Source organism: Leuconostoc sp. DB-1 (assembly GCF_013414845.1).
Lineage (GTDB): Bacteria > Bacillota > Bacilli > Lactobacillales > Lactobacillaceae > Leuconostoc > Leuconostoc mesenteroides.
Window position 1 is genome coordinate 1,001,068 of sequence record NZ_JABFNJ010000001.1, and the last position, 24,368, is coordinate 1,025,435.

Here is a 24,368-nt window from a genome sequence, read left to right on the forward strand (position 1 = left end):
GCTCCTACCATGCAAGGTCTAGCACATCTTCGTTGTCAAGAACAAAATACTGGAAGTTATCGCATGTGTGGTCTGCTATTTTGATAACTTCAGGCTTTTCAGCATGTAGTGTTTTCTCGTCCCACTGATAACGCTTGTGTTCTTCAATGAACTTATCAAGATTTGTTTCAGTTGGCAGATAATAAAAACGACCCTGTGCAAGTAAATTCTGCACACGATCAATCATGTCTGGTTTCTTTAGTTTTGCTATTGGATGCCAATCAACACTAAAGTCCTTGTGATACTGGTTTCTCAACGCTGCTTCAGCACTATCCATTGTCATGTTGCTGATAGGTTTACCATACTTAGCATACATACGCTCTATGAAATCATGAACGTTCTTAGACAAGTCATCAGTAGCCATTTTATCAACCCTACCCTCTGGACTGTAATACCAAGTATCTAGCAGCACTACCTTACGATGATAAGTTACACCATAGCAGCCAACCGCAGTAGCAGAAACAGAGTGACCAACATCGGCAGAGAAGTACAAATCAACAACAGAATCATCTAAATCTTCTAAGTGTTCCAGTCGTTGGAATAAGTCCATCTTATAGACGTTTGTGCCAAGACCAACAGGCTCACCTAAAAATTGCCATCTGTAATAGTCATGATCATTAACTTTATACTTCTCAATGTCGTGTAAATACTGTTCAGACAGGAAGTGCAGTTTATCATCTAAGTACGTCGTATGTACTACTAAGAAATCAGGGTCATCACGAACTGTTTCAACCCATTCGTTAATCCAGTCATAAGGATTACGTGGTGGGTTATACGAGAATATCGTAATAACTTGCATGCCTTTAGGTAGCTTTTGACGTGTATATGATAACTGCACTGTGTGTATTTCAGTAAAATTGCTAAACTCAGTAGCTTCTTCAAACCACAACCAACGCACATATCCCTTAGCTATCTTGAACGACTTTTGCTTACTAGGGTCATCAACACCAGAGAAGTAAAAGCCACTACCATTACGTCTGTCTATAATCTCCATGGGTGACGTTTTAAAACGGAATAACCACGATACATGTAATTCATCTAAAGCCCATTTAATCTGTTCATACACACTGCGTTTTAAGTTTCCTGCTACCTTACGATAACAAACCACATTAGCATCTTCGTCAGCCATCATACCCATTGCAAGATACATACTAATCGCACTAGATTTGGTACTGGCACGCCCTCCCTCTTCGATAATATTAGATGCGTTTGTTTCCCATAAATGGTCAAAAGCTGGATTAACTAATTTAGCTACGTTCATCTTCTTCTGCCCTCCTATCGAAACCAATCACACGTATCTCATTGGCGGTGCCATTATCAGTAACTTCTCTTGCATTAGCTTCAGCAATATCAGCCTCAGCACTAAGCTTGCGTATTTGCTGTTCAACCAACTTATCATTGCCAGGATAGCGCTTCATGATTTCTTTCAAAGCACTAATTCTTGTTTTGAGGTCTGCTTCTTTTTCAACTGTTTCAGCACCAACAGGGGTGCCTACAACAACGGTCTCTTTTAACTCACCCCTAGCAATGCTAGTAAGCAATTCAACAGCTTCTGTGTAGCTCATAACACGGTTTGACTTTATTTCAGCCATGCGCTCTTCTATGTATGATTTAACCATAGGTTTTGATAGGTTTTCAGCACCTATAACCTGCGCCGTCTTCTTACTATAACCCGCCTCAATCGCTGACTGCGTGGCATTACCGGTCTTTATATATTCATCAGCAAACTTCTGTTGTTTCGGTGTTAATTTCATGTCATTTAAGGCACCTCCTTTCAATGTCGATTAGTAAACTACTCGTTAAATTTAGGTGGAACTATCTGCATTAGTCCTTTAGGGTTATGCATTTCACTATAAATGTCTTTAATTTCGGGTTTTTCTTTGAGTGTTTCTGTCTCCAAGGTGTTAAATATAGCGTTAACGACACTATTCATTACTTTTCTAACGCCATTAACAAAACTATGCATGCCTTCATTTATCTTTTTAGCAAACATATACCGTCTATGCATTGCCATTTCATGCCTAGCTCTTCTCAATTGTTTGTGTCTTGGGTGTCCTTGCTGCATAATGTTCTCCTCATTCACTGCAAAATAAAAAGCGCTTATACGCTCGACGTTTACTAGTGATACCTATTTTCCATATCTTCATCCAATTTTTTCCAATCCAAATAAGTTGTATTTTGTCCATATATATAAGTTCCATTAATTAACTTAGCATATGGTATAAGTTCTAACCTTTTAATAGAATCGCTAATCTCAACTCCTAGTGTTGCTTCAAGTAAAGCAATGTCTTCCGAGTTAACTTCAGAATCAGACATATCACCAGGCTCAACAACTATTTTTTCAAACATGGTTGGAATTGGTTTTCTCTTTGCTTTTGACAAACTAATTTTTTTCTTGTCTTTTTTTACTACCAACACTCCTCGTTCAGTCACCACCATTTTGTTAGTTGTAAAATTTTTTACTCTAATACCGTACATAGCATAGGGTGCATCATCACTATTACTTTTTTTGGTTATTACAAGCTGAACTTCGCCATCTCTATGCATTCTATCCAAAAATGTACTTCCAAAAAATAACAATACTAATAATCCAATCCAATCAGGAACTGTCCCATAATTAAGTGATAGTTTTTTTAAGCAAACTAAAACTATTATTCCACCTAACACTCCGCCACCAATAAGACAAATTAATGTTTTCCACCATTTATAAAGCATCTCCAACCTCCGATAACAGTAATTATACTACTAGAGAGACGTGGGTTGGATTAGAAATTATCTGCTCATGAAATAAGTGAATAAAATATTAATAGTTCCCACAACAAGTAATGCTATTTGGGTATGGTTAATATTTTCTTCCAAGCTATCCTGCCATAACATGTTCCATCTCTTCTCTTTTTGAGAAGTTGAATATCATTTTCAAGCTTGCTGATAGTTTCTTTATGTTCCTTTATCTCATTGCGCATTTCAAACTGTTCATCTTTCAAATGAGCGATCATGTTGTCAGTCTGCACCATGTTTTTAACTAACATCTCCACATCTGCTTCACGCTTGATGTTCTCAAAGTTAATGTCTTCCCTTGCTAATGCCATATCTATTCTCCTAGAATTGTTGATACATCATAGTACGTTATAGACCGTTAATTCTCTAACCACTTCATGCGGCTCTTGTAGTCAATCTGCCTATTCTCTAACACTTCTGACCTAACCTGAATACGTGAGCGCTTATGTCGTGCAACGCTCTCCGTTTTCATCATGTCAGCGTGCTTGCGATTAACATCAGTCGCCTGTTTGATATGTCTACGTCTCTTGCGTAGTTTCTTCTCTGATTCATTCATGTTTAACTCCAAACAAAAGGTCCAACCTGCGTATCTGTTTTAGATTCGCAAGTTGGACCGTGTATTTTTATGTACTAAAAAACCACCGTCAAAGTGATTTTTCTAAAATTTAATAATAAATTAAGCTGTATACATCAACCATTCTAAATAGCTAACAAGTCAGTATATAACTGTCTTCTCTCACTATTGGACTTGTTAGAGAAGTCAACATTCTTAACCCAATCAATAAGCCCATCACCATTTATATTTGAATGTCCTTTATACGAAATGTATCCAGTCACATACATAATATAGTCCATGCGATTGACATAGGACGATAAATTATTGTCATCAATAAATGACAGTGCAAAGTCTAAGGACTCAAGCGTTTTGGATGTAATATTTTTTAATTCAGACACAGTGAGTTTTGTTAACTGGCTTTCTTTTGTATCGGATGGTATAGGAGCAAAGTTATTTGAATGATTTTTCCCTTGAATTAATTCTAACTCAGGATTCAGCATTGCAATGGGGTATGAAACATTTGTGGTGTACGGAGAAAATAATTCATCAAGATCAAATGCATCAATCTTGTTGCGAAATGGTTCTCCATAGCTAGCATATATGTCAAAGCCTTTGGACCCTAATTTAGCAAATGTCATTTGAAGAGCACTGACTTTGCTACCTGCGTTGTTCAAAACCTCAAACCATTGGATTTGTTCTCTCTCATCCATCCCATTTGCAATGTGAAGCGTGTAGCTATATTGATTTATTTTTGTACGAGCCTTCAAAATAATAGAAATGTCATTAAAATCAGTAATTTGGGCAACGTTATTCAAATAACTATAAAGTATTTGATCATTTTTATTTAACAATTTACCAACTGGAATCTGATTATTGTTTGGGCTTTGCTTTACTTCACGAAAATATCCCCTACTTAAATCAAGTACAATATTTCTAAAACTATCATCGTCACAATAAGCTTTATAATTACTAGTTAATCTTTGTTGACCATCTATGACAGATTTTTGACCTTCACGAATATCTTCGTCATCAATTAAATTCCGTGACAGTAACTCAACTTGAGGAACAAGATAGTTATTTGCAGCCAAGCTAATTTGGTTTAGCGATAAAGGTGAAACGGGTGCCTTCCCATATAACTGATAGTTAAACAAATCTACAACTTTTTTCAGTGTCCAACTCAAATCACGTTGATAAATAGGTAGACTAATTTTTTTGTTCTCAATATCATCATTCAGTTGCGATATTGTTTGACTTTGGCTTTGCTTTGTAGGGTCATATGATGTTGCTGTAACCAATCTCTTGTTAATCATGTTTTTATTTTCCTTTACATAAATTAATATCTTTATTATAATAGCAGCTACTTAAAATGTCAAATTTATTTTTTGTAAAATTTAAAGCTGCTATTTCATTTTTTTACATTTAATGCTTTAAAAACAACAATATTTTCATTTTAAAAAATAGCTGCTATTTTTTAAAATGAAATAATAACCTTTTATGTTATATTGCCACGTATGCAAAACCGACTGATTTCAACCGATTTAACTATAAACCATTAGTTGATTGTTCAATGTGGTTATTTCCAAAATGGAAATTAACACTATGTACGATAAAATGTCATTATCCTAGGTTGTGTTTGCGAGTGACCGCAACGAATAGATAGGGACTTGAACCCTATATAAGATGTCTTCATATTTTTTCTAACCGAGTAAACGAATATGTGAGTACGTGACTGCGAGATAAACGTTCACTCGAACATGGCCATCATGTTGCTATCCATAATGATAGATATTCCAACCTATCGTATTTTTACATACACAGTGGCTTTTTCCGAAGCGTGTGTAACGTTGCTTTTAATGGATGAGCAATAACCCTGTTTAATTATCCTTTGAGTCTTTTCCGGCATTTTTATTTTTGCCAACTGTATATCCGATTTGAAAAGTGGATATCACCAAAGCAATTATAGATAAAACCATTGGCCCAAATATATAAATTAGTTCCACTATTTACCTTCTTCTATTTTTAAAAATTTACTTATAGTTTGCGTCGTATAAATTTATTTCACTTTTTAGTGATGTCTTATCAATTATCTGATGATACAAATATAACCCTATATTTATGCATAAAACTGCATAAAAACCGCAGTATTATAGGACTGCGCCTAATATGTGTTTGACCTCTGTACGCCAAGCGATTGCTGTTCTTTCAGATATGTGAAACTGCTGTGCTACCTTTACCCACGTGACAGACTTGCTTGCATAATAATACGCAACCACCTTCTGCTTGTCAGGCTCAAACGTGGCTATCCAACGCTCGACATCTTCCTTTTGCTTTTTGAGGCTATTAAGGTATCTATCCTGCTCAATACGTATCACCATGTCATCAACTGGACGTGTGTGTTTGTTCTGCGCTCGACCACCTCCAATATTCTCATCAACTTCTTGACTGTCATACCGTATCGTTTCTATACGCTGTTTAATTCTTAATTCGAGACGACCAGAGAAGTAGTCTCTCAAAATGCTATCAACTCTATCCGCCATGTCTCCCTTTCTACTCCACTGGTACTGCCCTTCCAAATTTAAATAGCTTCAACTGTTGTGGTGTCTCTTTGCTCAATTTATTCATGACTGCTTGTGCGTCAATCTGATTGCCATAAGTTGCACCAGATGTTTCCCACTCGTCATTATCTGTCTTGCGGAAACCAACGATGTACACTTCTATGTCTATGATTTTCATGAATTTCCCTTCTAAATGTTATAATGTTAGAAAACGATTGGATAACTAAGCATGACATTACAATTACTTCACGCTTTAATTTATTTGATGATTGTTCTACTGCTGATTACTCTTCTGATTCGCTTTTTAATACATAGTCATGGCACGAAAGTAATTTCTATTTTTGGTATAACAATACAAATATTGATACTTGTCTACATAAATCACTTATAGTGAGATCACATTTCTGTTACAAATTTCATCACGATATGCACCGCTGTTACCATTGCTGACAATAACATGCCAAACTCAATCGCATGCTGTAAGTTGTGTCCTATTTCAATCATTGACTCTCACCCCACAAATAAGTGCACGATCAAAGCAAAAATCATTGTCATAATTATTGATGATGTACTAAAAGTGTTCAATTTGTATCGGTATTCAACGTCATTATTCAACGCTTTTTCATTTAACTGTGATGGCATCATGATTATAAAATCAGCAGTTAGAACAATTCCAAATGATAACCAGTAGTTAATTTGGGGCGCACCGATTTTAACAATAAACCAGTTCCACATAATCATAAATACCAATGGTGTTAATAATGCGTTTAACCAACCAAGACCACTGGCTGCTATTTTCTTCTCTTTAAGTGTCATCACTTATCTCCTCCGTGTAAAAACTCATGAATATCATTGCCGATTTCATCAGGACTGATACGGTCGGTGTCGTCGCTCCATTCCGCAATATACTTGTCGGCCGGCAACACTCTGATGTGGCCGTCTGATGTGTGGACGGTGTATATTTCAAAACCATACGCATCAAAGTCACCCTGTTGATAATTTATTTCAGTAACTTTTGGGATAGAGTTTATTGGTTCAAAACTTCCGTCCCTTTGATTTTTGAAACACTCGTCGCCGACTTGTACTAACATTTTGTCGTATACGATTTCATTTAGTGCAAACTCACCGTCGTTTGTCACGCTCTGTAAGCTAACTATTTTCATCTCATCACACTTTCTCTATTTTTATAGTCACAGCTTTCGATACGTTGCTGTTGAAATGCTCTACTTCTGCTTTTAGTGCCTCATAGTGTTTATCTGACACATACTCGCCGTTTTGGTATTCATAATCGTAGTATGAGTTAAACAGCTCCATGAAATGTGACGGTACAGCCGTTATTTTGTATATCGTCATACAACCACCCGACTGTTTTCAATCCTTAATCCCATTTGATAGATAACGCCACGCATTGTTGATACGCTAATAGTGAAATGTTGCGCTAGAACATCAATGCTAGTGATGCCTTCTTGTAATAACAACCGAACTCTTTGTTTCCGTTGCGCCATTTTGTGACGTTGTATTGCCGACCTGCGTTCAAACGAGCCGGTGAAACGTCCGTCAGATACCGCTTGTTTATTGTTTCTGTCTTGAACAGACTTGTTGTATTTTTCGATCGTCATATTATTACTCTCCCACTCTTTATTTCGTAGCCAGTTTCTTTGGCATACTCATAGACAGCCGTAGTAGAACAACCTATTTTATCGGCGATTAATTTAACGTTATTTTCACCTTGTTCAACCAACTCAATAAATTGACCCTTGCGCTGTTTTTTTATCTCCGATGGTGGAACAGGCTTACTTACTACCCCATTGCTGGCTAACAATCTTCTTTTAGCGTATATTTGTAATTTCGTCTTACCTAATTTCGCAGATATTTCATCAATTCCATAACCGTCACTTAACATAGTTATTAAAGCTTTTGTTTGTGACTCACTCCAAAAATGGTCACTTTCTTCTCCTCCTGCTGTTTCAGGTTTTAACTTTTTCTGCATCCATGTGCAAGCCTCTTCAAATCCTCGTGACCTTTCCACGATACAAAATCCTGTCGCATAGTTTGTCATTGTTTAACCTCCTCTATTTCAATCTTCAAATAAGGTTTTTCGGTGTAAATCTTCCGCCCTCGGCCATCTACAATGAAACGATCATCTTCAATAATCAGTGCATTCAACCTATCTTGTGTGGACTTGCATAAGTTATCCCAATCACCTAGCTGTGATGATGTTGGGTATATCTCACGATTAAGCGCTGATAACTTTTTCTTCTTGCTCCACGACCGCGGTGGCATGAAACCGAACACGTAATCAACACGTATCGGTTGCGGACCAAATCTTTTGAACTTACTACGATTCAATTTAGACTTCAACCTAATCGCCAAATCCGCAATGTAAGCTTTTTCTTGCTTGCTCTTGTAAACTTTTCCAAACTTATTAAAATTTGATTGATTATGAGGTGCTGGATTAACTGTTAATTCTGTCTCAAATTTGAACATTTATCGGCTTGCCCTCTGCATAATAATTAAGTCATTATGATTTTTTATACGTCTTTCCAATTTGTTAATTACTTCCAATGCATATCGACCATCAACCACACCTCGTGGTTTGCCATCTGGAGTTAAAAATGCTTGCCTTGCTTCTTCAAATGGACTTAATCTTTTACTTGTCGCCATCTCTATACCTCTCATTTGCTCTCACGTCCACAGAAACCGTCTTATTTGAATTTTTAAATGCAGTTTAGTGTATTTACACCTAAACAGTTTTTAACGTCTTAAAACGATTGTTGCTGTCTATCTAATATTTAATCTATGAGCCTCTGCAATTCGTTCATCTATCTTGATGCCTGTCAGGTGGTGCTTCTGTAAGAATGTTTCAATTCCTAACGAGTGCGCCTCTTGATGATGAATACGACATAATTGCACGGCTCTGTGTTTCAAATGGTTAGTCTTGCGCCTGTCTACCCCTTGGCCAATCGTGTCTAAATGGTGCAAATCGCTAGGTCTCTTGCCACATATCACACAACACTTGTTCATCAAACATTGATATTCCCAGTGCGCTATTTCCTGCGGCTCCAGCTCGTTCAACGGTTTCACACTCAAAGCAATGTCGTGAAGTGCTGCATAATCTAATAGCATGTTGATAAACTCGTTTGTGTCCGACTTGTTGCCCTTGACTGTGCTCAGACTGAATTCGCCAAAGTCCAAGCCATGGTAATACTCGTACGTGCCGTAAAAGTGCCTTCTCGTGCTTTCAACAGTCTCTAACCATGCTCCACCTACTTGCGACAACCAAATGTCATTGAGTAACGCGAACGCAAATCTACGCTGTTTTGGTGTTGGTTCATTATCATCACTAGCTACCACCGATAGAATTTGTTGCTGATTAGTTTCGTGATACTTCTGCAATGTGTGCAAATCATCATCGCTCATTCGCAATGTGACTAACCCTTTGTTTGGATCTAGCTTATTCACTTGTCCAAATAATTCAGTCAACGGTTCACCTTAATTCATCCGTTTTAACATTTAGCGCATCCGCAATTTTAATAATGGTTTCAAACATTGGACTACGTTCATTTCTAATAATCGGATTTATTGTGCTATATGGAATACCAGATTTCTTAGATAACCAATAAATAGTTTTGTGTTTTTTGATCAAAATATTTTTTATTTCATTACCGTAATATTTGGACATTTTTTGACCTTGTTTATTTCCTTTCTAGGTTATAATATTTATATTGAGCATTATTTATATGCTTAAATAAACCAGCGGGAGGTCTTTATCTTGACCCAAATGTTGAGTTTTTCTGCGTTGAAGTTTAATGGCGTTCTTGCTTGAAGTAGGTTTGACCAACTTCCCCGATTTCTGTAATTAGTACGATTCAAAGTGATTATTTTTGGTCGAATAGTTTCCCGAGAATCTATTAATTCCGTAAACTCAGAGATTTAACTGAACCATTCTAAGAAACCTTTTACATGATTGACCAGAGTTTTAATATAGTGCGAGACTCACACAGATCAATCAACTGGTAATGACACATCAGAGGCAACGGAACGAGTCAGTAAGTCTATAGTCAAATAGATTTACAGCTTTACATTAAGCCATAAGATTAGTATTCATGTACTATTCTTATGGCTTTTTGTTACTCCTCCAACTTTGTTTTCAATCCCATTTCTTTCAACTCAGCAAGTTCCTTGGCTACATCTGACACATCAACATTCGACTCTGCTACTGGTTCTGTTATCATCTGTGGCTCTACTCGTTGTGCTCTGCCATTGTAGCTATGTTGCTTACTTTTAGATTTTTCATCATCACGTTTCTTTTCGGATGCCTCAATATCTTTCAAAGTAAACAATTTTCTCTGGTACCAGTCTCTGGTTACATTCCACAAATACTTAAACTTACATACACCATTGCCAACAGATATCTTGATAGCCTGTAAGATAACGCTGTATGCTTCACGGTAATTGCCATTATTAGCTTCAGCAAAATCATCTAACTCTTTGTTGATGTCAGTTGATACTAATCCGCCAATCGTTCCGAATCCATTTTGTTCGAGAATATTGACCAGAGCTGAGTAAGCTTTTGATTTGTCGTCGTTGTCATTTGCTGTTTCTTCGCCGCCAACAACATCTAACTCTTTCTCTTTATCTATCTTTAACTCTTTCTCTAACTCTATATCTATCTCTGTTGGACGCTCATTGGACGCTGGTTGGACAATGTCCAATTTATTGTTTTTTCTTTGTTCTCTTTTGTACCTAGCCCAATTGGTTTCTTGGTCAATTAACGCCGATACTTGTGACATTTCAACGTTTTGGCTATTGTCGATTTGAATTAAACCAGCTTTCGTAAAGTAAGCCAAAGTCATAGCGACTTGTTCTGTTTCTTCATCAATCATCAAAGCCAATTCTTCTTCTAGTTTTCCGTAAACACCTTCGTAATAAATAACTCCGTTAGTGTCCAAAGAACTCAACATCATTTTTTGATATATAACTACCATGGTGTCGCCACCAGCCATTTTTCTGGCCTTTTTAATAGCAAGATTTTTATAAAAGTTATTATCAAGCCTTAACCAGAAGTAAATCGGTTTTTTCTTAGTTACCACTGTTACCTCCTTGGGGCTTCACACCCTTTCGTGTGGTTACGCCACATCGCCATCATACGAATGAACATCAACGAATCGAGCGACTTAAACTCTTTTCACTGGTTAATCAGTTTAGTGACGATGATCGGGTCATAACGACCTTAATTTAATTGTTTGGCGATTTCAGAAAGCATTTGTTTGAAGTCTTTACCGGTGTAAATTCCGTCATCTTGAATATCGTCCCAAACTTTCGAGAACTCATATTTAATTGCTTTTTTCACTTCCTGAACTTCTGTTAACTTAGGTGGTTCAGACTCCAACGCCTTGGCTTGAACAAACTCTAGATTCAATAATTTCGTTAGCGCTCCAGTTGGTTTACCGGTAGCAGTGAAATTGCTAATCTTCAACCAATCTGCCTTAATGGTCAGTGGTGTTTTAAGTTGATACGATTCATTACGTTCATCAATTTCTTTTTGCAACACTGGTTGTAATTGCTTTAGACGACCAACATTCCACGTATTTTGTTCTTCCGTAATATCCTCAATGATTGAATCGGCAGTATCTTTAACGGCGAATAAACCACCATTGCGCTCAATTAATTCTTGTTCATAATCCTTAACATTTTGCTTCACTGATTTCTTGATTAAGTCAGATACTTGCTTCATGTCTTTCTTCAAAGCAGCCATACTTTGAGCATCTACCTTGCTATTAATCGTGGTCACTTCAACACCGTTCAACGTTGCTCGTAAATCGTTCCAGTTCTGTGCCACACCGTTTTCAAAGCTAATCAATGGCATTACTGTTTTTGGCTCACTCATTTCACGTCCTCCAAAGCTTCATTCTTTTCAGCAAAAGGATTAGGCGCATCACCTGTATCAACTCCTGAAAACGGATTATCGCTTTTTTCTGCTGGTTGATTATCAATAATTTCTGGTTCAACGTTTTGCTCTTCAGGAGTGATTTCTTCTGTTTCCGGAGTAACATCACGTGCTTCACGCTCATTCTTATCATCTTCGGCAATAGCTTGCGCAACCTTAGTAGTCTTGGGGGCAAACTTAAGCAAGTCTTTCATCACAGTTTTAATCGCCATTGCATCGAAATCCGTGTACCATGGTGTCTGTGGTGTTTTGCCGTAACGGTCTTTATGGTCTGGCCCCTTATAAGTTTGGCTGAACTTCATAGCATGGTTAATTACTCGTTGGATCGGCCAATACTTGACGATACGTTCGCCGTCTAAGTAATAAAATGCCAGGTATCCGGCTACTGGACTTTCACCGTCTACGTATGGATCATAGTTTTCATTTTCCATTGTGAATTCATCAAATACATAGTTGTAATGTGGCTTGTTCGCTTCATAAACAACACTTCCACCCAAACGACCAACACGACCAGTATTCTGTACAAGCTTGATAATCCCTCGATAACCTAATTGGAACTGGGCTTTAACATCTTTGGTTATCCACTTACCGTCTACCTTCGCGCGCTTTCCGTACGGAATAACGTAGGCTTCACCAAGGTCTGGTAAGACAGATAAATCAAGAATGGCTGCTCGCATTGCAGCGTTTGTTAAGTCATTCATATTTGTTTTGGCTAAGTCTGGGTTTAATGCCACAACCGTTGACAATCCACTTAAGAAACCGGCTGCGTTGTCTTTCAATATTTCCTCAAAATGCTTTTGCATCTTGTCACTGTTGATAATTTTTTGAACTTGGGCTACTTCATTTGCCATAATTATTTCCACTCCAATTCTTTAATTTCTTCTTCGCCATACGTGCTATATGGCGTTAATATTCCTTTGTACACACCGTTTAGGCAGTTCTTTTCCAAATACGTACCGAGTGCTTCACCGGCACAAACAACTTCTTTCGTTCCGACTTTGACCACATAAACGAAGTAGTATTCTTTTTGCAATTCTTCGTAAGTCATCCACATAAAGTCTGCTTCATCTGTATTGTTTAATGCATAAACATACAAACATTTTTCATGAAACGGAACGGCTTCTTTTCCCTCAAAATAATCACGTTCAAAATCATTTCGTGGTTTATATGGTTCAGGCAATGTCACTACCATTTGCATTTACCTCGTTTCTTGCTATAATCGAGATATAAATTTCTTGCGAATAATTTATATCCAGCGCTTTAACTGTTACAGCAGTTAGGCGCTTATTTTTTTGTTCTAAATTCATCTAAGCTGACATCTAGCGCATCAGCTATTTTTTCCATGGTTTCAAACTCAACATGTTTATTGGTACTGTTTCTAATCTCATATATTGTTGTTTTACCAACATTCGTATGCTGAAATAACCAGTACCACGTGAGTTGTTTTTTCTTCAAAATTTCATCAATTTTATTGCTTTTTAAAGACATTTTTTGGCCTTGTTCTTTCTACCTAAAATGGTATTCTTTACTTATACAAACGTTCCTTTATGCGAACTAACGTCTGTAAATTTGATAGCATCCGATTATCCAAATTGATGCGGAAAGGTAACTAAAATATGTCAGACTTGATTAAGCCAGGTACAGATAATCAACGACCAGGAAAATATCACGAAGTTGGTCCACGTGGTGGTGAAGTTCCAAATCCTAAACACGCCACGATTGAACCAGGTGATCGTTTACCACCCGCAAGTAAAAAGGGAAATAAGTGGACTAAATGATATCGAATACGGCTATTTGTTTAGTCGTATTTTTTTGTGACTAAATATCCAGTACCATTTAAAGAAGTCAACTTGTATCCATGATTCGGCATACCTAACCCCATCTTCTTCATACTTTGTTAAATAGTGATGCATGTTTTTCTCCTTTTTTATTTAACCCGCAAATACTTGTTGCTACCATCTGTGCCACCCATACGTTCCAAGCGGTGCTTATTACGTTGATGCTCACGCTCTTGTGACTCGCCCTGTATCATGCCACCAAAGAAAACTACACCTAGCACGATTGCTACTGCTATTACTTGTAAAAACCACATGTTACCTGTCTCCTTCCAAGAAACGTTTCCTGTATTCGCTATATCCGACTAACTCTGAATCATCTTTTGCTTTACGCAAATCATCTGTGTTGCTCATTATTTCAGCATTCAACATATCCATTTGTGCGCCAAATTCTCCATCTGCTGTGTCACTAGCAAGAAAAGTAATCAACTCTTGAACCTCATTCAATTTTCCAAGAGCTATTTCTAATTTGCCTCGTTGATAATCATTTATCGTCATGCTACATCTCCTTTATTGTTCAAAAACTTATTCACAAAATAAATTTGTCCTTTACCAGTTATTTTCGGTGTATTCGTTGTCCTTACCGAACCATCTGGATTGTTAACAGTTCTGGTTTTAGTTTCCATAACTTCCAAATCGACACTCTTCTGTGTTGGCAAGTTTCTTTGCTCTCCGCGTATACCGAGATATTCGTGTTGGCGTAGCCAACTGAATAGCCTATTTTGGCCAATGTTTACGCCGTTCTGTCGTAGCATTTTAGCTAGTTGGCCAACAAGAATACTATTTTCACTAGTGTCTACCGCATCAGCGAACAATGCTTTGGGTTTCATTTCAGCAATAATTTTGTCTTTGTGTTCAAGTAATTGCTGTGAAGCTTTCAAACCCAATGCCATCTGATAAGATGGATCACTTGCTAATTCCTTGTAACGCTCCTCGACTTGGATAAAGTAATTACGCACTTGCTTACCTTTTTCGTTACGTTGTAACATCGCAATTTCTTTTGCAGTACTAATCGTTAGATTGTATTCGACACTCGGACGACCACTGTTTTGGGTTTTACTCAAAAATGAGTAAAAGTCTACACCCTCTGCAAAACCGTATTCAATCATTCTAGTAATCCAATCATTGAACCGTGCTTTAACATTCAAAGCTTTGTGTAAATCACGAGCACTTACTTGCGCTTCGCCTTGTTCGTTTTGATTAATTTTGATAATTTCTTCCATGTTGCTTACCTTTCTAAATTTCACCTTCGTATGTTTTTCCAACTGATATAGCAGCCGTAAACGCGTCCCATGCTTTTCGTGGAATCACGCCACCACGTTGATGGTATTTAATGAACGGCGCATCGTCTCTGCTTAGGAAAACTGATCGTAATGTATCTTGACTAGTTTGTGTGTACAACTCCAATAATGAAATCGTCATCAAGTTCGGCCAACCTATTCGGTTATATGTTTCTATTTTTTCAACACGCTCTGGTGTTAATTGAAATGATGTTGCCATGTTAGTATTCCTCTCGTGTTATAATTAAATCGTTAATATTCCGCCTGACTAGTGCTATAGTCAGGTTTTTTTGTGCTATCCTTTATTTATCAACGTGCCAGTTGAAATAAATGAAAGGAGTTTGTTATGTCTAGTAAAATTCCTAGTCAATCTGAGTTAGAAATAAGATTGACATCTCTTGAGATAACCGCAGATTTTTTAAAACGTCATAAAATAGGCGAACGTTCTAAACAAGGTGAATTACTCTCTCAATTACACGATGAATTAGTGAAGTCTTTTGTTTCTTATTATGAAAATAAGAAGAATTAGATAATCTATTTAATGCTTTAATTCGTTCATCAATAGGTTTCTTACCGTTTCTGGCTATCGAAGTGAGATTTATAACATCTCTCTTTGATAGCTTTTCTTTATCCATACTTTCCTCCTATGCTGGTTGTTCTTGTTCAGTTTTCTGAACTTTAACTGTAAAAAAATAAGTTGCTAGTTCTTTGTCACCAATACCCAGCGCCTTGCTGATATTCATCATTTCGTCTTGACGAAATGGAACGCCTTTTAATTTGTTGGTTAGTGAAGCTGGTGAGATTCCAATTTCCCTAGCTAAAGAACTTTGATTGAAACCTTTTGATTTCATACGCCCATATAGACGCTCGTAGTCAAATTTTATCATTAGGTACCTCCTTTTTATTTTAGTTCAGTTTTCTGAACACCTTTATATTACCACCCTTATTTTTATAATGCAACACTTTTATTCAGTTTTCTGAACTTTATTTTAAATATTTGTTGAGTTTTACTGAACTTTAGTTTATACTTAACCTGTAACATATTAAGGAGAAAAAATATGGAAAGCTTTAACTCTAGACTTAAAAAAGCTATGGAGTACAAAAATATAAAGCCTGCTGAATTATCCAAGTTGACCGGGATTGGGAAATCTTCTATTAGCCAATGGCTATCTGGTAAGTATTCCGCAAAACAGGATAAAATATTTATTGTCGCTAAAGCTTTAAACGTTAATCCAAGTTGGCTAATCGGCGCAGATGTACCTATGACTGACGAAACGGTTCTTGATCGCATTTATCATGTGGCTGACAAACTTAATAAAGATAGACAAGAAAAAGTTTACGAATTCGCTGAACAACAATATAATGAACAAAACAACGTCGTTGAGTTGCCTACTAATAATGAAGTTGAAATACACGGTGTTGTCTCGGCTGGAACCGGTGAATACCTGCTAGATGGAAAACCTGAACTTGTACCCTATGATGGTGAGGTACCACCGCACGACTTTGCTTTAGTTGTAAACGGTGATTCAATGTTGCCGTTATTTGAAGATAAACAAATCATATTTGTAAACAAAACAAAAGATGTGCGATCAGGTCAAATAGTCATAGCAAACTACGATCAACAAGCCTACGTCAAGAAATTGATAAAAGATGACAATGGTTGCCGATTGGTCTCTTTGAATAAAAAGTATGATGACATGCCCATTGACGATAACCATGAGATGTCAATATTCGGCGTTGTCGTTTTATAAGGAGGAAAAATGAACACAGATGAATTGAATCAATATTTAAAGTCAAACAGTTCAGCATATAACATATTTATAGAAAAGGCTTTGGATGATCAAAAAGCTAGAAATGAAAGAAGACCAGTAGCTAAGCGTTGGGACATCGGAAAAATAGAACGAAAAGCTGAAAAAATGTGGACTGACGTCGTTACTAGTTTGTATGATAAGTTAAGAATGGAATCGAGTATCAAAGGAAAAGAACCTATTTACTGGGTTAAATTTATAGCCGACAAGGAAATTTTAGATAATTTTGAAAACAGCATGGCTGAACTTGAATTTGAGTAAACCGCTATGCGGTGTACATATTTTAAAGGAGAAACAGATAATGGGATTATTTGATGTAATTAAAAAAGAAATGGCTGCAGCCCAAGAAAAAGCTGCTCAGGAGAAAGAACATAAAAAAGAATATGATGATCATCAATTACAATTAAAATCGTTGTTTGTTGCTAATGGCAGAATTGGTATAAACAGGTTTAACGACGACCTAAAAATAATTAAACTATCAACCGAAAATTTTTTTAAAGATGTATACGTTGAATATGATAATATACTGGAAGTCAAGTTAGACGAAAAAGTAGATGAGCAAACAAATACCAAAAACGTTGGGAAAAGAAAAGGTGTTATTACTCGTTCTGTTGTAGGAACTGTGCTGATGCCTGGTGTCGGGACAGCTATCGGTGGTTTAACAGCTAAAAAAGAAAATAAGGTATTGACGACCACCAAGAAAAACGTCACCCGAAAAATTGTGCTTATTCAAAAAACTCCTTATCAATCAATGTTGAAAACGACTTATGATGAAACTTTATATTCCAAACTCCAAGGAATAGCTAAAACTAATAACAATGCTAAGAGTGTTGAAAGTGTTAAAACGGATTTAGAACCTCAAATAGATTTTGATAACTTGACTAAACTTAAAGAACTACTAGATCAGGGAGTTATTACCCAAGACGATTTCGATACTAAAAAGAAACAAATTTTAGGTATTTAATTCATGCCCTTTCGGGCGTACATAATAGACAATGAAGTCTCTAAAATAAGCAAATAAAAAAGCACACCCTAAACTTTGGACGGTCAAGGTGTGCTAAAAGTATACTACAAACGCACGGGGCGTTCTATATCATTATACCAGATATGCGCCCCCTTTTTAAGGAGGCTTTTTTATATGGCAAGTTTTGAAAAACGTGGTAAGAAATGGCGAGCAGTCGTCTCTTATGTTAACGGACACGGAGTTTTCAAGAAAGTTACATCTACATTTGATACACAACGTGAAGCTAAGTTGTGGGCTGCTAAGGAAGAGGTTAAGGTCAAAAACGGATATGATCCAGAAAAATCAAAAATGACCTTTAGCAATTATTATCTTGAATGGTTGAAAACATATAAAGAACCAACCGTCAGAATATCATCTATGAAGAAATATCAAACATACGCCAAGAATATCGCTACTATGTTTGAAGAGTTGAAGTTATCTCAAATAACCCCCTCTATCGCCCAAGAACGCATTATAGAGTTCGGTCATACACATTCACTAGAAACAACCAAAAACATTACTACGACAATTAAAAGCTCCCTAAAAGACGCTTATGTTGACGGATATATTGAACGTGACGTATTTGGGAGACTTAAAGCCGTCAGCAGTAAAAAGCAAACTAGTATACAAATTATCTCGATGCTCAAGAATTCGAGAGATTACAAGACTATCTCTATTCAATTATAGAGAACGCAGACCGTTTTCATCTTCTAGTATTAATAGCAATCGAAACCGGAGCGCGATACGGAGAGCTACTGGCTTTGACTAGATCAGACTTTGATTTAATAAAACAGGAAGTAACCATTACAAAATCATACTCTAGCGGAGCAAAAATGGTTACCAAGCCTAAAAATAAATCATCTATACGAATCATTCCGATTTCTTCAAGGTTGACAAAAACAATGGTTACTTATTTTGATAAAAGCAATGAGTTGAATCTGTTCTACTATTGGTCTAATCAAACCGTACAGAATAATTTAAGACGCATACTTAGGTCAGCCAGCGTTCATCAGATACGATTTCATGGCTTACGCCATTCGCACGTCTCCTACCTCTTACACAACGGCGTGGACATTGACTACATTTCCAAAAGAGTTGGACACTCTAACATCGGAATAACGCTCAGTGTGTATAGTCACATGCTAAAAGAAAAAGAGCAAACTCAACGTGAGCTTGCTCTTAATATACTGGATAATATTAGGGAGTAATAAGTTACTTTCCCCAATTTTCCCCAGAAACGCTGTGAAACAGCGGTATAAATGGGTATTAATTACTTAACGGCATCCTTCAAAGCTTTACCTGGCTTAAATGCAGGTACCTTTGAGGCAGCAATTTGAATTTCTTCACCAGTTTGTGGGTTACGGCCCTTACGAGCAGCACGATCACGAACTTCAAAGTTACCAAAGCCGATCAATTGAACCTTTTCACCGTTCTTCAATGCTTCTTCGATTGATGCAAAAACTGCGTCAACTGATGCAGTAGCATCCTTCTTTGTCAAACCTGTTGCCTTAGCAACTGAATCTACTAATTCTTGCTTGTTAGCCATTTTCTTGTCTCCTAATAAGAGTTTTTTTAACGCATGATGCGCTCCGTGAAATCTGTCGAAACATTATTTCATGTAACTAGAATAACATAAGAAACGCCAAATGTGTAGTGTTATCAAGGGTTTTCGGGATTTCGTAACATTTGTGTTACATTAAAAACATATTTTTGCAACGTTTACTTTCGTGCGCGAACAATGAGTTTGATTGGCGTACCAGTAAAGTCAAATGATTCTCGAATTTTATTTTCTAAGAATCGTTCATATGAAAAATGCATAAGTTCAACATCATTAACAAATATGACAAATGTTGGTGGTTGCGTTGCGACTTGTGTCGCATAATATACTCGTAAACGACGACCATTATCTGAAGGTGTTGGATTTATTGCAATAGCATCCATAATGACATCGTTTAATGTTGAAGATGTTATACGCTTACGATGATTATCGTCAACATCTTTAACCATTTGTGGCAATCTATCTAAACGTTGCCCTGTCTTAGCAGAAACAAACACAATTGGTGCATAATCTAAGAATTTAAATTCTTCGCGAATTAAATTCTCAAAGTCAGACATCGTCCGATCATTCTTTTCAATCGCATCCCATTTATTGACAACAATGATCATTGCTCGCCCAGCTTCATGAGCAAACCCAGCCACGTGTTTATCTTGTTCTCTAATTCCTGCTTCCGCATCAATAACCATCAAAATAACGTTGCTATCATCAATAGCTTTCATAGCACGCATCACGGAGTACTTTTCAGTATTCTCATAGATTTTCCCGCGCTTACGCATACCGGCTGTATCAACCATCACAAATTCGTCACCTTCTTCAGTCACAAATCGTGTATCAATAGCATCACGAGTAGTCCCTTCAATATCAGAGACGATCACACGTTTTTCACCAAGCATAGCGTTGACAATTGATGATTTACCAACATTTGGGCGGCCAATTATACTAAAACGAATCGCATCGTCTTCTTGCTCGGCAGCTTCATCAGGAAAATGTTTTACAATTTCATCAAGTAAATCACCTAATCCCAAACCGTGTGATCCTGAAACTGGGAATGGATCCCCAAGACCTAGTGCATAAAAATCATAGACATCATGGCGCATTTCAGGATTATCTACTTTGTTGACAGCCAGAACGACAGGCTTATCAGATTTATATAGCATACGTGCAACTACTTCATCAGCCTCAGTTAATCCTTCTCGGCCGGAAACAACCATCACAATAACATCAGCTTCATTAATTGCTAATTCTACCTGTCCACGTATTTCTGCTAAAAACGGTGCATCACCGATTTCGATACCACCGGTATCAATCATTCGAAATTCATAATTTAACCATTCAGCTGGTGCATACAAGCGATCTCGCGTGACACCGGGCATGTCTTCAACGATCGCAATTCTTTCTCCCGCCATACGGTTGAAAATAGTTGATTTACCAACGTTTGGTCGACCGACAATTGCTACTATTGGTGCTGACATTTTGGCACCTCCTTTGTATAAATAAATTTATCATAAAAAAAGAACTGGCGAACCAGTTCTTTTCAATAGAATTCTTAGAACTTACCATCAAAGAGGTCGCCCAATGTTGCAGCTGAATCATCTTGTTGCTTATAAGCAGCAATATCTGCACGTGATGCTGAACTATCCTTTGAATTTCCACGATCTTCACGTTCTGGCTTTTCTTCCAATGCCTTCATTGACAATGAAATACGTTCTTCGGCAGGCTTAACATCCAAAACTTGAACTTGAACTTTATCGCCTGACTTCAAAACTTCTGAAGGGTTTTCGATACGCTTGTGTGAAATTTGTGATACGTGAACTAATCCTTCGATACCAGGGAAAATTTCAACGAATGCTCCGAAGTCTTTTACACGCTTAACAGTTCCTTCAAGAACTGTTCCGGCAGGAGCTTCTTCAGCAACCTTATCCCAAGGTCCAGGTTGTGTAGCCTTGATTGACAATGAGATACGTCCCTTTTCAGCATCTAAGGCTAAAATTTTAACGTTAACTGTTTCACCCTTTGTCAAAACATCAGCAGGGTTCTTAACACGATCATGAGAAATTTCTGAAACGTGTACCAAACCATCAACGCCACCTAAGTCAACGAATGCTCCGAAGTCAGTCAAACGAGCAACTTTACCTTCAACAACTTCACCAACTGATAGCTTTTCAAATGCTTCTGCTAATTGTGCTGCACGTTCTTGTGCTGCAACTGCCTTACGTGACAAGATTAAGCGTGCCTTGGCAGCATCAATTTCAATAACTTGTGCTTTAATATCTTTATTCTTAAACTGGTTCAAATCTGACACAAAACGATCAGCAACCATTGATGCGGGTACAAAGCCACGAACACCATTAACATCGACAACTAAACCACCACGTACAGCATTGATAACTTTAGCATCAACTGTATCACCTTCACCAAATGACAAGTTTTCCCATGCCTTACGTGCTTCCAAGCGCTTCTTTGACAACAAGTAAGATACGCCTTCCTTGTCGCTTGTTACATTAGAGATGACAACAGCTTCAACACTGTCGCCAACCTTCAATTCGTCTGCCAGATTAATGTTACGATCGTCTGAGTACTCACGCGCTGGCACAACTCCTTCTTCACCGGTATGCAAACCAATAACTGCTTGGTTATCGTTATCAACGGCTAGTACTTCGCCCGTAACGACATCTCCTACCTTAATTTGATCTGCACTCTCGAGAGCTGCTAAAAGCTCGTTGTTTGTTTCACTCATGACGTCAAACGTCCTCCTACAATTTACACTATGAATATAGTGTACCAAATATTTTAGTTCTTGTATAGTAAAAAACACGGTTTAACCGTGTAAATTAGAAACTAATATTATTTTCGATAATGTTGGCTATTTTAGCCACAACATCGTCAATACTTTGTCCCGTTGTATCCACTAAAATAGCGTCCTTCGCTTGTGTTAATGGACTAATTTGACGATGAGAATCTTTGTAATCTCGCGCTTCAATTTCGCGCTTCAATGTTTCGAGATCAGTAGTCATCCCTTTAGCAACATTTTCTTTATAACGTCGTTGGGCACGTTCATCAACACTTGCTACAAGAAAATTTTGACATCTGCTTCTGGTAACACAGTTGTGCCGATATCGCGACCGTCCATAATCACACTGTTGTTATTAGCTATTTCACGTTGACGATTGACTAAATTAGAACGTACATACGCTAAGGAAGCCACTACAGACACATTGTTTGTCACTTCAGCGGAACGAATTTCCTCCGTGACATCGGTATCATTCAAAAATACACGTTGAACTGGTGTACTAGGTTCAAAGCGTATTTCCGTTTGTGACAATAAGTTTTTTATTTTTTCTTCATCATTATAAGCAATGCCGTTCTTTTTTGCAGCTAAAGTTATTGTTCTGTACATTGCACCTGTGTCAACATACACATAATTTAGCTTTGTTGCTAAAATTTTGGCAATAGTAGACTTACCGGCAGAAGCTGGGCCATCAATGGCAACTTGAAAATTCGTCATAATAATAAAAAGTCCTCTTACTGAATGTTTAGTGCAGTACCAGCATACTGTGTGTAATTATCAACTGTTAACCCTGGATTTAATGCAATAACTTGGCTAGTTGTCATCCCGTGTGTAACTGCAAAATTATACAACGTCTGACTAGCACCCAAAACTGCAGTAGTGGTTGTGGAACTACTTGATGCTGAACTTGATTCAGCCGTCTCAGTAGAAGATGAACTAGCAGATTCCTCACTTGAAGCAGCTTCACTGCTACTTACTGATTCTTCTTCAGAAGAACTTGATGCACTTGACTCGGAAGATGATGATTCAGAAGACTCAGAAGACGTAGATTTAGTAGTTGATGAACGCTTTGTACTTGAAGAAACAGCCGTTTGTGGCTTTGATGATTTTTGATTAGCAATCATGCCATACACAGGTACAAAAGATATAACTGCAAGCGCTAATACAACAAGCAGAACACGAAATCCTTTATTTGGGGATTTTGAATCTGACTTTCGGGAAAATTTTGGTTCGAGCTTATCTTTTTTGGGCCGCTTTGAGCGGCTCATGTTGTTTGGGTCAAAATCGTTCATAGAAACGACCTCCATTTTATTGGTTCACATAAAATTTTACCACACCAACACCGACTTTGCTCATAATGTTTTGTTAAGAATGAAACCTTCTCTGGAGCGGCTGTATTGCCCTTAATATGATCATACTCACGACAAACCATATAATACCCTCGATAAGATTGAACGGTAATACCATACCGATAAAATAGTTTTTTAAACCAATGAATTTAGCAATGTCGAAATTAGCAAACCTCGCATACAAAGGTATAGCTACAAACCAATTGATGACAATCGCAACAATTGTCATGACAAACGTGCTGCTTATTAACGGCAGGATTTTTTTTTGCCAATTACTATACTGCTCAAGGTTGGGCATTGTAATTTTTAAGACTGTGATAAAGGCCAAAACAACCAGTAAATTAACCGGTAGTCCTAAATAAGTGTTAACCCCCTCATTTGCCAAAATTAACTTTAGCAAGGTACGAATTAAAATGATCCACAGTGAAGCCGAATAATTTAACCAATATAAGCCAATGACAACTGGTACGATTGAAAAATCTAGTTTCAAAAAATCAGCACTCGGAATGATTGGCACTTGGGGAAACAGCATCAAACCAAATGAAATAGCGCTTAGTATTGCAATTAATGTAGTACGTTGCACTCGCGTTACAGGAATAATTGACATATTTCTTTCCTCTTGTTTGCTCACTTCACCAGTAGATGCAAACAAAAAACCACAGATTTTGTCAGGGTACAACAAAAAATGCAGCTTTCACTTTCTTTTTTAGACTTCTTTATACCCGACTTTACGGTCGGCTCTGGATTTTGACCAGATCAGCTGCAAAAGCAGGTCGCGGGCTTACCATGAAAATTCATGTCTCACCGCCGGTTGGGACTTACACCCGACCCTGAAGTTATTATTAAATTTGATTTTATTGTATCACGGT

40 protein-coding genes, 1 pseudogene and 1 riboswitch are annotated in these 24,368 nt (G+C 37.4%); of the genes and pseudogenes, 7 read left to right on the top strand and 34 right to left on the bottom strand.

Annotated elements, in window-relative coordinates:
* Nucleotides 1-4: 4 nt before the first annotated feature.
* From HFP47_RS04780 to HFP47_RS04885, 22 genes are all read right to left on the bottom strand, one after another.
* Nucleotides 5-1,300 (bottom strand): PBSX family phage terminase large subunit, encoded by a 1,296-nt coding sequence (locus HFP47_RS04780; RefSeq protein WP_179876132.1) that lies wholly within the window; start codon nt 1,298-1,300, stop codon nt 5-7.
* On the bottom strand, nt 1,287-1,793 hold the full coding sequence (locus HFP47_RS04785; protein WP_179876133.1) for a terminase small subunit: 507 nt from the start codon (nt 1,791-1,793) through the stop codon (nt 1,287-1,289). The genes HFP47_RS04780 and HFP47_RS04785 overlap by 14 nt, the downstream gene beginning before the upstream one ends.
* 38 nt (nt 1,794-1,831) lie before the next feature.
* Nucleotides 1,832-2,104, bottom strand: a complete 273-nt coding sequence (locus HFP47_RS04790) for a hypothetical protein (RefSeq protein ID WP_179876134.1) — start codon at nt 2,102-2,104, stop codon at nt 1,832-1,834.
* 53 nt (nt 2,105-2,157) lie between these two features.
* Nucleotides 2,158-2,754, bottom strand: a complete 597-nt coding sequence (locus HFP47_RS04795; RefSeq protein ID WP_179876135.1) for a hypothetical protein — start codon at nt 2,752-2,754, stop codon at nt 2,158-2,160.
* Nucleotides 2,755-2,867: 113 nt separating this feature from the next.
* Nucleotides 2,868-3,128 (bottom strand): hypothetical protein, encoded by a 261-nt coding sequence (locus HFP47_RS04800; RefSeq protein WP_179876136.1) that lies wholly within the window; start codon nt 3,126-3,128, stop codon nt 2,868-2,870.
* Nucleotides 3,129-3,175: 47 nt separating this feature from the next.
* Nucleotides 3,176-3,373, bottom strand: coding sequence for a hypothetical protein (locus HFP47_RS04805; protein ID WP_179876137.1), 198 nt, complete (start codon nt 3,371-3,373; stop codon nt 3,176-3,178).
* A gap of 143 nt (nt 3,374-3,516) precedes the next feature.
* Nucleotides 3,517-4,683 carry a DUF262 domain-containing protein gene (locus HFP47_RS04810; RefSeq protein ID WP_059442635.1) on the bottom strand — a complete coding sequence of 389 codons (1,167 nt, stop codon included), beginning with the start codon at nt 4,681-4,683 and terminating at the stop codon, nt 3,517-3,519.
* Between the two features lie 834 nt (nt 4,684-5,517).
* Complete coding sequence (locus tag HFP47_RS04815; RefSeq protein ID WP_072614109.1) at nt 5,518-5,910, bottom strand: DUF722 domain-containing protein; 393 nt, start codon at nt 5,908-5,910, stop codon at nt 5,518-5,520.
* 10 nt (nt 5,911-5,920) lie between these two features.
* Complete coding sequence (locus HFP47_RS04820) at nt 5,921-6,106, bottom strand: hypothetical protein (protein ID WP_179876138.1); 186 nt, start codon at nt 6,104-6,106, stop codon at nt 5,921-5,923.
* A 332-nt stretch (nt 6,107-6,438) separates the two neighbouring features.
* On the bottom strand, nt 6,439-6,744 hold the full coding sequence (locus HFP47_RS04825) for a hypothetical protein (RefSeq protein WP_179876139.1): 306 nt from the start codon (nt 6,742-6,744) through the stop codon (nt 6,439-6,441).
* Nucleotides 6,744-7,091 (bottom strand): hypothetical protein, encoded by a 348-nt coding sequence (locus HFP47_RS04830; protein WP_179875886.1) that lies wholly within the window; start codon nt 7,089-7,091, stop codon nt 6,744-6,746. The genes HFP47_RS04825 and HFP47_RS04830 overlap by 1 nt, the downstream gene beginning before the upstream one ends.
* 186 nt (nt 7,092-7,277) lie before the next feature.
* Entirely contained in the window at nt 7,278-7,547 is a 270-nt protein-coding gene (locus HFP47_RS04835) for a hypothetical protein (RefSeq protein WP_179876140.1), read from the bottom strand.
* Nucleotides 7,544-7,987 (bottom strand): hypothetical protein, encoded by a 444-nt coding sequence (locus HFP47_RS04840; protein WP_179876141.1) that lies wholly within the window; start codon nt 7,985-7,987, stop codon nt 7,544-7,546. The genes HFP47_RS04835 and HFP47_RS04840 overlap by 4 nt, the downstream gene beginning before the upstream one ends.
* Nucleotides 7,984-8,415: a RusA family crossover junction endodeoxyribonuclease gene (locus HFP47_RS04845; protein WP_134086875.1), complete on the bottom strand. Its 432-nt coding sequence runs from the start codon at nt 8,413-8,415 to the stop codon at nt 7,984-7,986. The genes HFP47_RS04840 and HFP47_RS04845 overlap by 4 nt, the downstream gene beginning before the upstream one ends.
* Nucleotides 8,416-8,592 carry a hypothetical protein gene (locus HFP47_RS04850; protein ID WP_179876142.1) on the bottom strand — a complete coding sequence of 59 codons (177 nt, stop codon included), beginning with the start codon at nt 8,590-8,592 and terminating at the stop codon, nt 8,416-8,418.
* Between the two features lie 117 nt (nt 8,593-8,709).
* On the bottom strand, nt 8,710-9,411 hold the full coding sequence (locus tag HFP47_RS04855; RefSeq protein ID WP_179876143.1) for a putative HNHc nuclease: 702 nt from the start codon (nt 9,409-9,411) through the stop codon (nt 8,710-8,712).
* A 4-nt stretch (nt 9,412-9,415) separates the two neighbouring features.
* The gene (locus HFP47_RS04860; RefSeq protein WP_050891590.1) at nt 9,416-9,610 is read right to left on the bottom strand and encodes a helix-turn-helix domain-containing protein; all 195 of its coding nucleotides are present in this window, start codon (nt 9,608-9,610) and stop codon (nt 9,416-9,418) included.
* Between the two features lie 448 nt (nt 9,611-10,058).
* The gene (locus HFP47_RS10915; RefSeq protein WP_179876144.1) at nt 10,059-11,021 is read right to left on the bottom strand and encodes a phage replisome organizer N-terminal domain-containing protein; all 963 of its coding nucleotides are present in this window, start codon (nt 11,019-11,021) and stop codon (nt 10,059-10,061) included.
* A 140-nt stretch (nt 11,022-11,161) separates the two neighbouring features.
* Nucleotides 11,162-11,818 (bottom strand): hypothetical protein, encoded by a 657-nt coding sequence (locus HFP47_RS04870; protein ID WP_179876145.1) that lies wholly within the window; start codon nt 11,816-11,818, stop codon nt 11,162-11,164.
* Nucleotides 11,815-12,729 carry a recombinase RecT gene (locus tag HFP47_RS04875; protein ID WP_061399434.1) on the bottom strand — a complete coding sequence of 305 codons (915 nt, stop codon included), beginning with the start codon at nt 12,727-12,729 and terminating at the stop codon, nt 11,815-11,817. Before HFP47_RS04875 ends, HFP47_RS04870 begins: the two co-directional genes overlap by 4 nt.
* A gap of 2 nt (nt 12,730-12,731) precedes the next feature.
* Complete coding sequence (locus tag HFP47_RS04880; protein WP_257229720.1) at nt 12,732-13,070, bottom strand: hypothetical protein; 339 nt, start codon at nt 13,068-13,070, stop codon at nt 12,732-12,734.
* 92 nt (nt 13,071-13,162) lie between these two features.
* Complete coding sequence (locus HFP47_RS04885; protein WP_179876147.1) at nt 13,163-13,366, bottom strand: helix-turn-helix transcriptional regulator; 204 nt, start codon at nt 13,364-13,366, stop codon at nt 13,163-13,165.
* A 128-nt stretch (nt 13,367-13,494) separates the two neighbouring features.
* On the opposite strand from HFP47_RS04885, the gene HFP47_RS04890 reads away from it, so the two are divergent.
* Nucleotides 13,495-13,656 carry a YjzC family protein gene (locus HFP47_RS04890; protein ID WP_179876148.1) on the top strand — a complete coding sequence of 54 codons (162 nt, stop codon included), beginning with the start codon at nt 13,495-13,497 and terminating at the stop codon, nt 13,654-13,656.
* 12 nt (nt 13,657-13,668) lie between these two features.
* Here HFP47_RS04890 and HFP47_RS10675 read toward each other — a convergent pair whose 3' ends face one another.
* From HFP47_RS10675 to HFP47_RS04910, 5 genes are read right to left on the bottom strand one after another with little or no spacing between them, the layout of a single operon-like run.
* Nucleotides 13,669-13,791 (bottom strand): hypothetical protein, encoded by a 123-nt coding sequence (locus HFP47_RS10675; RefSeq protein ID WP_257229721.1) that lies wholly within the window; start codon nt 13,789-13,791, stop codon nt 13,669-13,671.
* 14 nt (nt 13,792-13,805) lie between these two features.
* The gene (locus HFP47_RS04895) at nt 13,806-13,970 is read right to left on the bottom strand and encodes a hypothetical protein (RefSeq protein WP_179876149.1); all 165 of its coding nucleotides are present in this window, start codon (nt 13,968-13,970) and stop codon (nt 13,806-13,808) included.
* A 1-nt stretch (nt 13,971) separates the two neighbouring features.
* The gene (locus HFP47_RS04900) at nt 13,972-14,211 is read right to left on the bottom strand and encodes a hypothetical protein (protein ID WP_179876150.1); all 240 of its coding nucleotides are present in this window, start codon (nt 14,209-14,211) and stop codon (nt 13,972-13,974) included.
* Complete coding sequence (locus HFP47_RS04905; protein ID WP_179876151.1) at nt 14,208-14,936, bottom strand: phage antirepressor KilAC domain-containing protein; 729 nt, start codon at nt 14,934-14,936, stop codon at nt 14,208-14,210. The genes HFP47_RS04900 and HFP47_RS04905 overlap by 4 nt, the downstream gene beginning before the upstream one ends.
* Before the next feature lie 13 nt (nt 14,937-14,949).
* Nucleotides 14,950-15,213, bottom strand: a complete 264-nt coding sequence (locus HFP47_RS04910; RefSeq protein WP_059442182.1) for a hypothetical protein — start codon at nt 15,211-15,213, stop codon at nt 14,950-14,952.
* A 126-nt stretch (nt 15,214-15,339) separates the two neighbouring features.
* Between HFP47_RS04910 and HFP47_RS04915 the strand changes: the two genes are divergently transcribed.
* Nucleotides 15,340-15,522: a hypothetical protein gene (locus tag HFP47_RS04915; protein WP_179876152.1), complete on the top strand. Its 183-nt coding sequence runs from the start codon at nt 15,340-15,342 to the stop codon at nt 15,520-15,522.
* Between the two features lie 115 nt (nt 15,523-15,637).
* Here HFP47_RS04915 and HFP47_RS04920 read toward each other — a convergent pair whose 3' ends face one another.
* Nucleotides 15,638-15,880 carry a DUF739 family protein gene (locus HFP47_RS04920; RefSeq protein ID WP_179876153.1) on the bottom strand — a complete coding sequence of 81 codons (243 nt, stop codon included), beginning with the start codon at nt 15,878-15,880 and terminating at the stop codon, nt 15,638-15,640.
* A 171-nt stretch (nt 15,881-16,051) separates the two neighbouring features.
* On the opposite strand from HFP47_RS04920, the gene HFP47_RS04925 reads away from it, so the two are divergent.
* The 5 genes from HFP47_RS04925 (at nt 16,052) to HFP47_RS10920 (ending at nt 19,012) form a co-directional block, all read left to right on the top strand.
* Nucleotides 16,052-16,744: an XRE family transcriptional regulator gene (locus HFP47_RS04925; RefSeq protein ID WP_179876154.1), complete on the top strand. Its 693-nt coding sequence runs from the start codon at nt 16,052-16,054 to the stop codon at nt 16,742-16,744.
* 9 nt (nt 16,745-16,753) lie between these two features.
* Nucleotides 16,754-17,062 (top strand): hypothetical protein, encoded by a 309-nt coding sequence (locus HFP47_RS04930; RefSeq protein ID WP_179876155.1) that lies wholly within the window; start codon nt 16,754-16,756, stop codon nt 17,060-17,062.
* 40 nt (nt 17,063-17,102) lie between these two features.
* Entirely contained in the window at nt 17,103-17,765 is a 663-nt protein-coding gene (locus HFP47_RS04935) for an SHOCT domain-containing protein (RefSeq protein WP_179876156.1), read from the top strand.
* A gap of 174 nt (nt 17,766-17,939) precedes the next feature.
* The gene (locus HFP47_RS04940) at nt 17,940-18,491 is read left to right on the top strand and encodes an Arm DNA-binding domain-containing protein (RefSeq protein ID WP_179876157.1); all 552 of its coding nucleotides are present in this window, start codon (nt 17,940-17,942) and stop codon (nt 18,489-18,491) included.
* Complete coding sequence (locus HFP47_RS10920) at nt 18,488-19,012, top strand: site-specific integrase (protein ID WP_373562334.1); 525 nt, start codon at nt 18,488-18,490, stop codon at nt 19,010-19,012. The genes HFP47_RS04940 and HFP47_RS10920 overlap by 4 nt, the downstream gene beginning before the upstream one ends.
* A gap of 62 nt (nt 19,013-19,074) precedes the next feature.
* Here HFP47_RS10920 and HFP47_RS04950 read toward each other — a convergent pair whose 3' ends face one another.
* From HFP47_RS04950 to HFP47_RS04975, 6 genes and pseudogenes are all read right to left on the bottom strand, one after another.
* Nucleotides 19,075-19,350, bottom strand: coding sequence for an HU family DNA-binding protein (locus HFP47_RS04950; protein WP_002814789.1), 276 nt, complete (start codon nt 19,348-19,350; stop codon nt 19,075-19,077).
* 173 nt (nt 19,351-19,523) lie between these two features.
* A complete protein-coding gene (gene der, locus HFP47_RS04955; protein ID WP_011680007.1) occupies nt 19,524-20,834 on the bottom strand; it encodes a ribosome biogenesis GTPase Der in 1,311 nt (436 codons plus the stop codon).
* Nucleotides 20,835-20,908: 74 nt separating this feature from the next.
* On the bottom strand, nt 20,909-22,099 hold the full coding sequence (rpsA, locus tag HFP47_RS04960) for a 30S ribosomal protein S1 (protein ID WP_011680008.1): 1,191 nt from the start codon (nt 22,097-22,099) through the stop codon (nt 20,909-20,911).
* A 94-nt stretch (nt 22,100-22,193) separates the two neighbouring features.
* Nucleotides 22,194-22,870: pseudogene (cmk, locus tag HFP47_RS04965) on the bottom strand ((d)CMP kinase).
* A gap of 14 nt (nt 22,871-22,884) precedes the next feature.
* Entirely contained in the window at nt 22,885-23,442 is a 558-nt protein-coding gene (locus tag HFP47_RS04970; RefSeq protein ID WP_002814796.1) for a hypothetical protein, read from the bottom strand.
* A 73-nt stretch (nt 23,443-23,515) separates the two neighbouring features.
* Nucleotides 23,516-24,106 (bottom strand): ECF transporter S component, encoded by a 591-nt coding sequence (locus tag HFP47_RS04975; RefSeq protein WP_179876158.1) that lies wholly within the window; start codon nt 24,104-24,106, stop codon nt 23,516-23,518.
* A gap of 98 nt (nt 24,107-24,204) precedes the next feature.
* Nucleotides 24,205-24,341, bottom strand: a riboswitch (FMN riboswitch).
* Nucleotides 24,342-24,368: the final 27 nt, after the last annotated feature.